This window comes from Streptomyces sp. CA-142005, from assembly GCF_050942335.1.
Classification (GTDB): Bacteria; Actinomycetota; Actinomycetes; order Streptomycetales; family Streptomycetaceae; genus Streptomyces.
Window position 1 is genome coordinate 8,565,351 of record NZ_CP192078.1, and the last position, 13,246, is coordinate 8,578,596.

At 70.1% G+C, this 13,246-nt stretch carries 13 protein-coding genes; 2 read left to right on the plus strand and 11 right to left on the minus strand.

The genetic code is table 11. The annotated features are described in order from the left end of the window. Positions 1 to 73: 73 nt before the first annotated feature. From ACQPXS_RS39540 to ACQPXS_RS39580, 9 genes are all read right to left on the minus strand, one after another. Positions 74 to 1,780, minus strand: a complete 1,707-nt coding sequence (locus tag ACQPXS_RS39540; protein ID WP_433454304.1) for an NAD(P)/FAD-dependent oxidoreductase — start codon at positions 1,778 to 1,780, stop codon at positions 74 to 76. A gap of 105 nt (positions 1,781 to 1,885) precedes the next feature. Continuing rightward, a complete protein-coding gene (locus ACQPXS_RS39545; RefSeq protein ID WP_433454305.1) occupies positions 1,886 to 3,193 on the minus strand; it encodes a cation:proton antiporter domain-containing protein in 1,308 nt (435 codons plus the stop codon). Between the two features lie 17 nt (positions 3,194 to 3,210). After that, positions 3,211 to 4,128 carry an aromatase/cyclase gene (locus tag ACQPXS_RS39550; protein ID WP_433454306.1) on the minus strand — a complete coding sequence of 306 codons (918 nt, stop codon included), beginning with the start codon at positions 4,126 to 4,128 and terminating at the stop codon, positions 3,211 to 3,213. Positions 4,129 to 4,142: 14 nt separating this feature from the next. Then, positions 4,143 to 4,397: an acyl carrier protein gene (locus ACQPXS_RS39555; protein ID WP_365322697.1), complete on the minus strand. Its 255-nt coding sequence runs from the start codon at positions 4,395 to 4,397 to the stop codon at positions 4,143 to 4,145. A gap of 2 nt (positions 4,398 to 4,399) precedes the next feature. Then, positions 4,400 to 5,617, minus strand: coding sequence for a ketosynthase chain-length factor (locus ACQPXS_RS39560; RefSeq protein ID WP_433454307.1), 1,218 nt, complete (start codon positions 5,615 to 5,617; stop codon positions 4,400 to 4,402). Further along, on the minus strand, positions 5,614 to 6,882 hold the full coding sequence (locus tag ACQPXS_RS39565) for a beta-ketoacyl-[acyl-carrier-protein] synthase family protein (RefSeq protein ID WP_433454308.1): 1,269 nt from the start codon (positions 6,880 to 6,882) through the stop codon (positions 5,614 to 5,616). Before ACQPXS_RS39565 ends, ACQPXS_RS39560 begins: the two co-directional genes overlap by 4 nt. Next, the gene (locus ACQPXS_RS39570; protein WP_433454309.1) at positions 6,879 to 7,391 is read right to left on the minus strand and encodes a lipocalin-like domain-containing protein; all 513 of its coding nucleotides are present in this window, start codon (positions 7,389 to 7,391) and stop codon (positions 6,879 to 6,881) included. Before ACQPXS_RS39570 ends, ACQPXS_RS39565 begins: the two co-directional genes overlap by 4 nt. Positions 7,392 to 7,412: 21 nt before the next feature. Continuing rightward, positions 7,413 to 8,573 (minus strand): alpha/beta hydrolase family protein, encoded by a 1,161-nt coding sequence (locus ACQPXS_RS39575; protein WP_433454310.1) that lies wholly within the window; start codon positions 8,571 to 8,573, stop codon positions 7,413 to 7,415. Positions 8,574 to 8,605: 32 nt separating this feature from the next. Further along, positions 8,606 to 9,397, minus strand: a complete 792-nt coding sequence (locus ACQPXS_RS39580; RefSeq protein ID WP_433454311.1) for an SDR family NAD(P)-dependent oxidoreductase — start codon at positions 9,395 to 9,397, stop codon at positions 8,606 to 8,608. 237 nt (positions 9,398 to 9,634) lie between these two features. Between ACQPXS_RS39580 and ACQPXS_RS39585 the strand changes: the two genes are divergently transcribed. After that, positions 9,635 to 10,060 (plus strand): nuclear transport factor 2 family protein, encoded by a 426-nt coding sequence (locus tag ACQPXS_RS39585; protein WP_433454312.1) that lies wholly within the window; start codon positions 9,635 to 9,637, stop codon positions 10,058 to 10,060. A gap of 78 nt (positions 10,061 to 10,138) precedes the next feature. On the opposite strand, the gene ACQPXS_RS39590 is transcribed toward ACQPXS_RS39585, so the two are convergent. Next, positions 10,139 to 11,020 (minus strand): NAD(P)H-binding protein, encoded by an 882-nt coding sequence (locus ACQPXS_RS39590; protein ID WP_433454313.1) that lies wholly within the window; start codon positions 11,018 to 11,020, stop codon positions 10,139 to 10,141. Between the two features lie 119 nt (positions 11,021 to 11,139). Here ACQPXS_RS39590 and ACQPXS_RS39595 point away from each other — a divergent pair, with 119 nt between their 5' ends. Continuing rightward, on the plus strand, positions 11,140 to 11,730 hold the full coding sequence (locus ACQPXS_RS39595) for a TetR/AcrR family transcriptional regulator (RefSeq protein ID WP_433454314.1): 591 nt from the start codon (positions 11,140 to 11,142) through the stop codon (positions 11,728 to 11,730). A 17-nt stretch (positions 11,731 to 11,747) separates the two neighbouring features. Here the strand turns inward: ACQPXS_RS39595 and ACQPXS_RS39600 are convergent, their stop codons facing one another. Next, positions 11,748 to 13,178 carry an FAD-binding oxidoreductase gene (locus ACQPXS_RS39600; RefSeq protein WP_433454315.1) on the minus strand — a complete coding sequence of 477 codons (1,431 nt, stop codon included), beginning with the start codon at positions 13,176 to 13,178 and terminating at the stop codon, positions 11,748 to 11,750. Positions 13,179 to 13,246: the final 68 nt, after the last annotated feature.

Here is a 13,246-nt window from a genome sequence, read left to right on the forward strand (position 1 = left end):
CGGCCGGGCGGGAAATCCCGCCCGGCCACCGGCTCCTTCGTATGTCGGTACGGCCCGGGTCAGCCCGGGGCGATCAGGAGGCGTCCGCGAGCAGCGGGTCGGCCAGCAGGCCCTGCAACCCCTCCGCGATCTCGTCGGCCTCGGCGAGCGTCAGCAGCACGTCGCCGCCGAACAGCCCGTCGGCCTGCCAGTCGCCGGGCCGCAGGCTGACGGCGTACGGATTGACCGGCACCCCGGGGTCCGGGCGCTCGGCGAGGTTGCGGGCGGCCCGGTGGAAGATGCCCACGGTCATGGCCTCGGTCACCGCGACATTGCGCGCGAGGGCCGACCTCAGCTCCTCGTCGGTGTAGTCCTGGATGAGTGCCGTGGCGCTCTCGCGGACCGCCTTCGCCGTGTTGTGGGCCTTCGCCGGACCCGTCGGCCGCACCCGCTCCAGCAGGTTCCAGTCCCGGAAGATCTGCTGCACCCGCTCGTTGAGCGCGTAGAGCTTCTCGATGTCCCCGCTCACGCTCTTGAGGAACTCGTAGTCGAGGAACCGGTTCTGGACGAACAGCAGGACCACGCCGTAGTGGTTCAGCATCCTGTCCCAGCTCAGCTTCGGCACCATCACGGCCGGATTGCCGAAGGCCGGATAGTGGTCCTCCACCTTGGACAGCACATAGGCGAAGGTCTTCAGGTGGAAGTCGTTGTAGAACTCCAGCCGTTCGGCGATGTCCTCGCCGGCGAGGTCCCTGGTGATCAGGTCCGTGGTGGCGGAGTTGCCGTAGCCGATCATGTCGGAGCCGGGGGAGTAGAAGGCGTCGGCGAAGGCACCGGCCTCGCCGACCAGGCTCCATCGGTCGGGGGAGTAGACGCGCTCCACCCCGAAGGCGAAGTCCCGTACGCTCAGGAAGTCCGCCACGTCGTCCACGCGTTTGGCCACGGCCTCGGCCAGCTGCGGTTCGTGGCGGCGCAGCCAGTCGAGCGCCCGGCCGAAGTCGTTGATCGCCTCGTACGGGTGCAGGCGCGGATCGGCGCAGATGCCGATGCTGATGTGGTCCGAGCCCAGCGGGATCAGCCAGACCCAGTAGCCGTCCCCCATGAGGTGGTTCGTGCTGAACTGACGTATGTTCGCCCGGCGCATCCGGGACAGCCAGGCCGGGTTGTCCGCCCCCCACTGCTCGAGGTCGATGCCGCCGGCGAGGCGGAACCAGGACGCGTTGATGGTGTGGGCGACCTCGCGGCCGATGCCGAGGTGGCGCTTGATGACCCCGGCCCGGCCCGCGGCGTCGACCAGCCATCGGGACCGCAGCTCGCGCTCCTCGCCGTCCTGGGCGAAGCCGACGCGGTGCTCGGACTCCGGCCGCAGCTCCACGCCCCGCACATCGCAGCCCTGCCGCAGGTCGACGCCCAGCGCGAGCGCCACCCGGGTCAGCTCGTTCTCGAAACGGCCGCGGTCGATCTGGTAGTTGACGTGCACCGGGAAGTCCAGCGACCCCAGCTCGATCCGGTGCGTCAGGTCGCTGTTGTCACCCGACGGCTGGAAGAAGCGCAGCCCGTTCTTCTGCAGATGGAACTTCTCCAGGTGCTCCTTCATGCCGATGACCTCGGCGAAGTAGTGCGCGCCGGTGGGGACGGTCGACTCACCGACCTTGAACGCCGCCTCCGGCGCGAGTCCCTTGCGCTTGTCGAGCACGACGACGTCCGTTTCCGGGCGCGCGTTCTTGAGCTGGATCGCGAGCGTGAGGCCGGCGAGCCCGCCCCCCAGGATCACGACGTCGCGGTTGCGCTGGTCTGGCATGGGTCCTCCCGCTGTTGGGCACGTGGACAGAGAAGCTGTGGTCGGGGCGGCTCGGCGCCGCTCGACTCACCGTGGAGGGACCGCGTTCGCGGCCTCAGGTGGTACTCAGTCGGCTCGGCCGGCTTCGGTGAGCCGCAGCGAGACGTCCTCGCGCGGCCAGGTCCATCCGGTCTCCGGCGGGCGGTAGCGGATGAACACGCCGGCCGCCGCCGTGGTCACCAGCGCCATGAGAACCATGACCGTGTACATGCGGCCGTCGAGGACGCCCATGCTGACGCCCACGTTGATCACGATCAGCTCGGTGAGCCCCCGCATGTTCATCAGCACCCCGAGCGTGCCGGCGTCCCGCCACTCCAGGCCGCTCAGCCGGCCCGGAACGCTCGCTCCCAGGAGCTTGCCCGCGCAGGCGACCGCGGTGACCGCGGCGCATTCGGCCAGGTCGGCGGCGCCGAGCGAGCGGACGTTCACCGAGAGCCCGACCTGGATGAAGAACACCGGGAGCAGCAGCAGGCTGACCTGCTCCATCGGCACGCGCACCTGCCGGGTGAGCGGTTCCACGGGCTCGCGCGGCATGACACAGCCGAAGACGAAGGCGCCGAAGACGGCGTGGATGCCCATCCACGAGGTGGCGGCGGCCGACAGGAACACTCCCGCGCCGATCGGGGCCAGAAGTGTCAGGCGCCCGCCGCCCTCCTGGCCCCACCGCCTGACGAGCACGCGCAGCGCGGGGCGCACCAGCAGCCCCATGGCGAGGGCGTAGAGGAGCAGTTGGCCGGCCATCTTCAGCAGCGCCCCGGGCCCGGTCACCTGCACGATCGCCACCACCACGGCGAGCAGCAACCAGGACAGGGCGTCACAGGCCGCCGCACTGGCCAGGGCCAGCTCGCCGACCCGCGTGCCGCTCATCCTGGTGTCGACCAGAAAGCGGGCCAGCACCGGGAAGGCGGTGATGGAGATCGCCGTACCGAGGTAGAGGACGAAGGCGGCCCGCCCCACGTGGTGGCTCCCGACGTGGTCGTGCCGCCCGTACAGGGCCAGCGCCAGGGCGGCTCCGCCGAGGAACGGCACCGCCATGGAGGACAGGGACACCGACACGATCGTCGTCCGCAGCCGCCCGCGCAGGATGTCCCGGTTGAACTCCCAGCCGATCAGGAACATGAACAGCAGGATCCCGAGCTGCGAGACCACGGACAGGAACGGGCGTGCGTCCACCGGGAACAGACGTGTGCTCAGGTGCCCGGGCAGCAGCCCCAGCAGGCTGGGGCCGAGGGCGACACCCGCCAGCAGTTCGGCCACCACAGGCGGCTGACGTACCCACTTGGCGACCTTCATCAGCAGTGAGCCGACGAGAAGGATCACCGCGATGTCTGCGAGCACGACCGTCGTCGTCGACTCCAGCTGATGAGCACTCACACGTTCCCCCGGTTTCGTCAGTGAAGGCTCTCGCCGGCGAACTTGCCGGCCATGGCCAGGGTCGCCCGCCCGTTGCCGCCGAGCGCGGCACGCAGATGGCTGCGCGCCTGCGCCAGTGTGGAGTCGTGGCCCAGCACCTCGCGGGCGGCCTCGGGATCGATGGCCACCGTGTGCGTGGCCGTCACCTCGACACCGCGGTCGACGGGGGTGAACGTCCAGCGTCCGCTGTGGCCGAGCAGCATGCGCGGCGGCAGGAGCTGCTTGTAGGAGATCAGCGAGGGCGCCGTGCACACCCGTATCGAGCGAGTGGTGTGTGCCGTACCGTCCGCTGTGACGGTGTCCATCTCCATGTGCTGGATCCCCGCCGCGTCCTCGGACAGGTCCACCCGGGCGACATGCGGCAGCCGCTCGGGCCACAGGTCGCTCCGGTGGACGAACGCGTAGACGTCTTCGAGCGACCCGTCCACCACGACCGTGTCGGAGAAGGTGTCGATCACCTGGTCCACGGGGTGGCCGAGTTCGGTGATCCGGCCCAGCGCGGCCAGTTCCTCCATGCTGTTGCGGTCCACCGCGGCGCGGATGCCGGCCATGGCCTCCTCGTCGGCCACCGAGAACGTGTGGTCGAGACGCACCTCGGTCCTGCCGTCCGGCAGCGGCTGGAACGACCATGCTCCGGCCATGGCGGTGATCGGTGGATGAGTGCGTTCCTGGCGGAAGGTGATCCGCCGGGCGACCGGGTCGAGTTCCCGCCGGGACACCCAGCTGTGCACCTCCCCGCCGACCACCGCCCACAGCTGGAATCGCTCCTCGCGCTCGCTCCGGTGGGCGTGCCGGACATGCACGGTCGGTCCGAAGACCACCGGCCACAGGGTCACATCGGCGACGACGCGGTAGATGTCGTCCGCCGGCGCCGCCACCAGGCGGGTGTGTGTCATCGAGACCTGCATGGCTAGGCCGCTATCCGGTCGTTGATCAGCTTCAGCAGCTCCGCCGGGGTCCCGACCTCGGTGATCAGGTCGTCCGGGATGACCACGCCGTGGTCCAGCTTGAGCCGGGCCGCCGTCTCGATGAGCGCCAGCGAGTCGTATCCGAGGTCGTCGAAGGCGAGATCCGCGAAGTCCTCGCGCGGCGCGTCCCCGTCGTCGCCGCCCGCGCAGGCGATCAGGATGCCGCGCAGCTCCTCGATGCTCATGGTCCTGCTCATGGTCAACTCCCGTTCGGTGAACTGCGGATGACAACGGCCGCGTTGAACCCCCAGCGGCCTCGGGCGAGTACGAGCGCGGTGCTGACCCGCGCTTCACGGGGTTCGCCGAGGACGACGTCGATGCCGTACTCGGCGGGTACCGTGCCGGTGCCGAAGGTCGGCGGTATCACCTGGTCCTGGATGCTCATCAGGGCGGACACGACGTCCAGCACCCCGCCGCCGGAGAACAGCCGGCCGGTGAGCGCCTTGGGCGCCGTCACCGGGACACCGCGCACCCCGAAGACCTCGCGCAGGGCCTCGGCCTCGGACCGGTCCAGCTCGGGCACTCCCGCGGCGTCGGCGAAGACCACGTCGACCTCGCCGGCGGCGATCCCGGCGTCGGCCAGGGCGAGTTCGGCGGCGCGCCGCAGCCCGGGCGGCCGCCCGGAGTCCGGGGCGGGGTCGAACGTGGCGGCGTACCCGGCGAGTTCGCCGTACACACGGGCGCCCCGGTCGTCCGCCGACCGGGCGTCCTCCAGGATGCAGAGGGCGCCACCCTCACCGGGGACGTAACCGCTCGCCCCGGTGTCGAAGGGCCGGTAGGCGGTGTCCGGGTCGGGGTCGGCGCTGACCCGCCCGCTGGACAGATGGGAGACCCAGCCCCAGGGGTCGAAGGCGGAGTCCACACCGCCGGTCACCATGAGCGGCACGCCCGCGCGGATGCTGCGCCGTGCCTGGCCGAGCGCATCCAGCCCGCCGGCCTGTTCGGCCACCAGCGCGCAGCTCGGGCCACGCATCCCGTGCCGGATGGAGATCTGGCCGGTGTTCACCGCGTAGAACCAGGCGAAGGACTCATAGGCGCTGACATGCTGCGAGCCCTGCGACCACAGCTTCCGGAACTCCCGGTGGGTGAACTCGAATCCGCCGGAGGCATTGGCCGTGACGACGCCCATGTCGTAGTCGGTCATCGCGGCGGTGTCCAGATCCGCGTCCTCGATGGCACTCTGGGCGGCGACGAGGGCGAGCCGGGTCGACACGTCGGTCTGCGGCAAGAGCCTGCCGGGCAGGTGCTCCGCCGGGTCGATGTCGCGCACCAGGGCGGCCAGCCGCGCGGATTGCCCGGAGGTGTCGAACCGGTCCAGCTCGCCGATGCCGCTGCGGCCCGTCAGCGTCGCCGCCCAGAACTCCTTGACGCCGACACCGTTGGGTGCCACCACACCCAGCCCGGTGATCACGCTCATGCGGCCACCTGCTTCGGCCGGGTGAGGACCATCGCGCTCTGGAAGCCGCCGAAGCCGCTGCCGACGGTCAGCACCGTGTCGGTGCGGTGCTCCCGCGCCACCACCGGCACATAGTCCAGATCGCATTCGGGGTCCCTGACCTGGTGATTCGCGGTCGGCGGTACGACCTGGCGCTCGATGGCCAGCAGGGACGCGGCGATCTCCACCGAGCCGATGGCGCCCAGCGAGTGCCCGACCATCGACTTGATCGAGCTGACCGGTGTGCGGTAGGCGTGCTCGCCGAGGCTCCGCTTGAACGCCGCGGTCTCGTGGCGGTCGTTCTGCTTGGTGCCCGAGCCGTGTGCGTTGACGTAGTCCACGTCCGAGGGGTCCAGCCTGGCCTGGTCGAGCGCCGCGCGGATCGCCTCGGTCATCTCCCGGCCGTCGGGCTTGAGGCCGGTCATGTGGTAGGCGTTGCAGCGGGTGGCGTAGCCGCCCACCTCGGCGTAGACGCGCGCGCCCCGGCGCCGGGCGGCCGTCAGCTCCTCCAGGACGAACATGGCCGCACCCTCGGCCAGTACGAAGCCGTTGCGGGTGCCGTCGAAGGGCCGGGAGGCGTGTTCCGGGTCGTCGTTGTACGTCGTGGTGGCCTTGATGGCGTCGAAACTGGCCACCACGATCGGCGTGATCGGGGTGTCCGCGGCGCCCGCGACCATGATGTCGGCACTGCCCTCACGGATCAGCGAGACGGCGTGTCCGACGGAGTCGAGCCCCGAGGTGCAGCCGTTGGACACCATCGCGACCGGCCCCTCCGCACCCACCGCCCAGGCGATCTCGGCCGGCATGATGCTGGGGATCATGTAGTCGAACATGTGCGGGGACAGGTGCTCCGGCGACATCACCCACTGCCTGCCGGAGTCCGACAGCACCAGGTACTCCTGCTCCAGGCTGGTCGCCGCGGCGACGGCGCTGCCCAGGCTCACCCCGACCCGGTGCGGTGCCACCGCCTCCAGGTCGATTCCGCTGTCGGCCACCGCCTCGCGGGCGCAGACCACCGCGAACTGGGTCGCCCGGTCCATCCGCCGGATCTCGCGCGGGCTCAGGCCCTCGGCCGCGGCATCGAAGTCCACCTCCGCCGCGACCTGCGACCGGTACGGCGAGGGGTCGAAGAAGGAGATCCGGCGGGTCGCCGTACGCCCGTCGGACAGCAGCTTCCAGAAGGAGTCCCTGCCCAGCCCGCCGGGCGCCCGGACGCCCATTCCGGTAATGACCACCCGGCGGTTCACGAAGCACCACCTGCCATGTCGATGCCGTTCATCTGCGTGACTTTCTTCTCGGTAGGTGTGGGGTCGGCGCGTCGCCACTGCAGGACGAGGGAGCGCGGCGCTCCACCGAGGCGTTCGCGCAGGGTCAGCCGGCCGTTGTCCAGCCGGGCCTCCCGGACCTGCTCGGTGCCGACGATGCGGGGATGCGAGCCGACCAGGACCTCGTGGATCACCCGGTCGCCCGCCACCCGCCAGCGCCCCGAGTAGCCCATGTATGCGACCGGCGTCCCCGGGCCGTCGGCGACCGGGCGGCCGGTGCGCATCAGCGCGGCCGACATGTACCCGTGGCCGTCGTAGATCAGCAGGCCTTCGGCGTGCTCGCCGCACGGGCCGGGGCGGGTGGAGCCGTCCTCGGCGAGAAAGAAGTGGGAGACCAGGCGCCAGGAACCGACGAGGCGTTCCTCGGAGATGTCGTCCGGTGCTGTGCCGTGGACTGCTGTTCCTTCTTCTGCGGTGCCTTGTTCCGGCAACAATGCGTGTCCCTTGGATGACTAGGCCGGCCGGAGCTGATCGGCCACCCAGTCGGCCGCGTCGATGCTCCACAGGTTGACCAGATTGGGGCAGATATGAGCCTCGTTCTCGTGCACCACGAGCCGGTGCTTTCCTCCCCAGGCCCGGTCCAGCTCCTTCAGAGCCGTCACCGGGAATATGTCGTCCCTGTCGCCGTGGACGCTCAGCACCGGGGCGCCGGCGGGCACGGTGAGGTCTATCTCCAACGCGTCGAAACGCGCTTGCATGTCCACCGGTTCGCCACAGGCGAAGACGAAACGGAAATCGTCCTTCAAGCGGCGGGGAAGTCCGTCGAAAGGCGCGATGCGCGGGCCGCCCGAGAGGTTCACCAGGCAGGTGAAGAGCGAGCCCAGGTGCTGGGCCATGCGCAGTGTGAAGTACCCGCCGAAACTGATGCCGAAAAAGGCCAGCCGGTCGTCGGCGATTCGCGGGTCCCGCCGCAGCACCGCCACCAGTTCCGCCACGACCGATTCCATCTCGACGAGCAGCGGGACCTGCCCGACGTGGATGCCCTGGCCGGGTCCGTCGAACAGCAGCGCCGCGATGCCGCGTTCGAGGTAGGACTCGGCGAGCGCCAGCACCTCTACCTCGGTCATCGAGTCCAGGCCGTTGGACATGATGACGCAGGGAACCGGCTGCGATCCCGCGCGCGGCGACGGCGGCAGGACGAGCCAGTACGGCACCCGGCACGGGGTTTCGGCGGTGCCGGTTGTGACGGTCAACTCGCCTTGTCCGACCGGGAGTTCACTGCCCTTCAGGCTGCGCAGAAAGTGCTCGCGCACCTGCGAGCGCAGCCGGAGTTTGCGCTGCCGGTCGCCGAAGTCCATGAACTCGGCCCAGTGGTAGCAGACCGCCGCACTGCGCTCCGCCCGGATGCGTCCGGCGGTGGTGGACGAGTTCCGGGCCAGTTCGCCGTACCGCTCGCCATGGGCGATCCAGCGGCTCTGCCACTCGTCCCAGAAGCGCGGCGATCCCACGTCGCTGCTTTCCTCGGGGAAATCGCGCAGTACCGTTGCGATGTCCCCCCAGTGCGTCTGCGGCGCGTACCGCGAGTTCAGGAACATCAGGCGCGGAAGATAGTAGATGCACTCCGACATCAGCGAGCCCGAGGTACGGGCCGGCGACGGCGCTGTGCGCGGCATAGCGGAAGCCACCCTTCGTGAAGGCGAGGATCTCAGTAGTTGCCGAGCCCGCCGCAGACGTTGAGCGCCTGAGCGGTGACGGCGGCCGCACCGGGGCCGATCAGGTACTCGACCATGGCCGCCACCTCACTCGGTTCCACATAGCGGCCGATCGGCACGCGTGCCGTGATGCGGGCGTGGACCTCGGTCTCGTCGACCCCCCAGATCCCGGCGTAGTGCTCGCGCACCTGCTCGGCCATCGGCGTCTCGACGAAACCCGGGCAGACCGCGTTCACGGTGATCCCGGTCTTGGCGAGTTCGAGCCCCAGCGCCTTGGTGAAGCCGACCACCCCGTGTTTGGAGGCGGAGTACGGGGCGGCGTGGACGACGCCCTGCTTGCCGCCGGTCGAGGCGATGTTGATGATCCGGCCGTGGCCGAGACCGAGCATGCCGCCGGTGGTGAGGGCTTCCTTGGTCATCCTGAAGACGCTGGTGAGGTTGGTGTCGATGACCTCGCACCACAGCTCGTCGGAGATCTCCGCGGTCTGTCCGCCCCCCGGGCGGCCGGCGTTGTTCACCAGGATGTCGAGGGGGCCGAAACGGTCGACGGCCCGCCGCACCAGCTCATGGATCTGCGCCGCAGACCTCACGTCGCAGCCGTGTCCGTCGACGGTGTGTCCCTGCTGCTGCATTTCCTTCACCGTCGCCGCCACGTCGTCGTGGTTGCGGGAACAGAGAAATACCGCGATATCGCGCCCGGCCAGCATCCTGGCGATTTCCAAGCCGATTCCGCGGGTGGCACCAGTGACAAGGGCAACCGGCTGTGTGCGTTCGGCCGTGGTCATCCACATCCCCCTGCTGTTGTCGTGGTCGCCGCTTTTGCCGATGCCGTCGTGGTGATCGGGCGGCGAACGAGGAGATTTGTCATCGACGCGATCAACGTAACCAGGGCACCTAGAAGCTCCCTCAAGGCACACTGAGCGGCCGTCCGCGCAAGTCCGCGGTGCAGCGCGGCGCTCGACCGAAGTTCGAGGGGCGTGCCGGAAACTTGCGCGCTGTCGCCAGAAACCTGGGAGAGTGCCATGACCACAGTTCCCGCCCGGCTCGATCTGGGCACCATGTATCCCCGTGTTCAGCAGTTCTACGCGGCGCAGATGCAGCTGCTGGACGGGCGTGACATCTCCGGCTACGCCGGCACCTTCACCGAGGACGCCGAATTCGCGCACACCCCCGGACGTCCGCCGGCCCGGACCCGGGACGGCATCATCGCGGACCTGACGGACTTTCACCGGCGGTTCGAGGACGACCCGATGCAGCGGCGGCACCACGTCAACATGATCGACCTGCGGCCGCTGGAGGACGGCGCCCTGCGCTCGACCGCCTACTGCCTGGTCGTCAAGGTCCGGCCGCAGCAGGAGCCCATGTTCGTCAGCTGTGTCATGCACGACGTGCTCGTGGAGGCCGACGGTGAGTTCCTGACCCGCTCGCGGCACGTCAGCTACGACTGATCCGACACGAAGACGCCGTGGGGGCGTTCGACCGGTGCGACCCGGTCGAACGCCCCCACGGCGGTGGAGGTGCGTGGTTCAGGAAAGGACGGCCGGCTTGAGGACCTCCTCGCACCACTGGCGGAACGTGGTGGGGGTGCTGGCTTCCGGGGTGCGCGGCTCGACACGGTAGATGTCGCGCTCCTCGACCTCGGTCGCCATGTCGACCAGGCCCTGGGCCCAGGCCGGACTGATCCCGTTCTGCGTCAGCGAGGCCAGGTAGCCCTCGCTCGGGACCTGCTGGAAGCGGATCGGCCGGTCCAGCACCTCGGACATGATCTGCGCCATGTCGTTGGGCGACAGGTCCTCGGGGCCGAGCACCGGGACGCCGGCCTGTCCGGTCCAGGAGTCGTCGAGCAGCAGCCGGGCCGCGACGGTGGCGATGTCGCGCGTGGCGCAGGTCGGGAGCTTGTGGTCGGGGGAGATGGTCATGAAGAACATGCCCCGGTGCTTGATGGCTCCCGCCTGCAGGAGCATGTTCTCCATGAAGCCCGGCATCCGCAGGGCGCGGTAGGCGACGCCGGTGCTCTCGATCAGTTCGTCCATGGCGAGCGCCGCCGACACCTGGCCGGCGTTCTTCGCCACGCCGCGGCCCAGGGTCGAGATGCCGACGACGCGCTTGACGCCCTGGCTCCTGATGGCCTCACAGGCCGGCCGGGTGAAGTCCAGGATGTGGCCGTCGACGCTCTCGGCCCGCACGTTCGGGGGCACGAGCCAGAAGACGGTGTCGGCCCCGGCGAACGCCTCGTTCACCACGGCGGGGTCGGAGTGCGTTCCCTGCACGACCTCCACGCGCTCGCGCACATGCGCCGGGAGCTTCCCGGGATCGCGGGCGATGACACGGATGGGCCGGTCGCCTTCCAGCACTTTCTCCAGGACCTGACGGCCGATCTGGCCGGTGGGGGCGGTGATGACGAGCATGAGGACCTCCAGGCGGGGCCGGCAATAACAGGAAGCGGAACTCCACTTCCGTCTTGTGGGCTCGACGATAGTGAATTAAGGTTCCGGTTGTCAATCGACCCCGACGCGATTGCCGAGCGATGTCTGAAACCGAACGACCGCTGCGCGCGGACGCCCGTCGCAACCGTGCGCGCATCATGGCCTCCGCGCGGGAGCTCTTCGCCCAACGCGGTCGCGAGGCCCAGATGGAGGAGATCGCCGCCCACTGCGGCCTGGGCATGGGCACCCTCTACCGCCACTTCCCGAGCAAGCAGGCGCTGCTCACCGCGATGGTCCGGGAGCGTTACGAGGGGATGGCCGACCTGGCCCGTGCCGCCGAGCAGGTCACCGACCCCGGTGAAGCGTTCGAGACGGTCCTGCGCAGCTACCTGGAGGCCGCCGACGGCGACGCCAGTTTCCAGCTGGCGCTCATGGGCGCGGGCGACATCGAGTGGGAAGGCCTGGAGCAGCAGAAGGCCGAGTTCGCCGAGATCGTCACCCGCATCATCGACCGCGCCGTCGCCGCCGGGGCCGTCCGCAGCGACCTCACCTACGCCGACTTCCCGCTGCTCACCCGCGGCGTGATGTCCACCATGTACTTCCGCCCCGCGGGCAGCGCCGGCTGGCGCCGCCACCTCGAGCTGGCGCTCGACGGGGTCAGGGGCGACGCCAGGGCGAAGACCGCCCGCTGAGTCCGGCGGGCGGTGGCTCAGCGGATGTTGTGGTTGATGCGGAACCGGTTCGCCGGGTCGTAGGTGTGCTTGAGGCTCAGCAGCCGGTTCCAGTCGCTGTCGGTGTAGGCGCTGCGCACCGCTGCCACGGAGGTGTCCACGGTGCCGAGGAAGGTCGGGACCGTGCGGCCGGTGAGCACCGGAGCCAGGTTCGTGAGGATCGTCTGCTGCGCCTGCTCGATCGAGCCGGCCGCATCCGGCTGGGGCACCGTGTTGCTCAGGAACACCAGGTACTGCGCGTCCCGGTTCCCGATCGCGCTCGGCGCCGCTGGAGGCCGCGAGAACGCGCCGCCCATGTGCCGGATCTCGGCCACGCCCGACGGAAGGGTGGCGCCGAAGCCCACCGCGTTCAGCACGACCTCGACGCCGGCGGCGTCCAGGGTGCCGATGAGACCGCTCTCCACGAGGTTCGCGGTCGGCTTGGTCGGGACGTTGAAGATGGTGTCCATCTGGGCGATCGGGACGTCGGTGACCGAGTCCGAGACCGGGTTGAGGGCCCGCAACGGGGCGATCTCCGCGGCGCCGTCGGTCGCGGAGCCGACGTAGACGACCTCGATCCGCAGCACCTGGCTGGTCGGTGTGCGGATGAACGAGGCCACGGAGGTGATCCGGTCCGAGGCGGTCTTCGTCCACTCGACGTAGCCCCGGTACGCCTGCGCGGACGCCGCCGCGGGGAACACCAGGCCGCCGCCGTACACCGTCGCGGCCGGCAGCAGATCGATCTCGAAGGAGGTGACGGCGCCGAAATTGCTGCCTCCGCCGCGCACCGCCCAGAACAGGTCGGACTCCCGCTGCGGGGTCAGGCACCGCAGCCGCCCGTCCGGGGTGACCAGTTCGATGCTGCGCACCCGGTCGGAGGCGAATCCATAGGTTCGGCCGAGGACCGGCACCCCGCCGCCCGTCGCGTAGCCGGTGGCCCCGACGTCCGAGGTGGAACCGACCGGCGGGAGCAGGCCCGCCGGGGCGGCGACGGCGAGTACGTCGCTCCACCGGGCGCCGCCGGATATCCGCGCGGTCCGCGCGGCCGTGTCGACGGCGACCCCGTTCATCTCCCGCATGTTGATCAGCAGGGCACCGTCGGCGGGGACACAGATGCCGTGTCCGGTCGCCTGCACCGCGATCGGCCAGCCGGTGCCGCCGCCGATGCGCACCGCCGTCGCGACGTCCTGCGGCGTCTGCGCGAGCACGATGGCGTTCGGGCTCTGCTGGAACAGGGTGTTGAACCCGGCGCGTTCGGCGTCGTAGTCCGGATCGCCCGGGAACAGCACCTTCCCGCCGAGCGCGGTGCGCAGGTCGTCGGCGCTGAGGCGGTCGCGAGCCGCGGTGGCGACGCCCGCGCCCGGGCCGGCACCCACCGCGAGCGCCGCCACGCCCATCCCGACGGCCTTCAGAGCAGTTCGTCTGCTCACCTGTTCGCTCACTGCACGTCCCTCCCCACGTCACACGGTTCCCGCTCGGGAACGGCCGCAACTCTGGC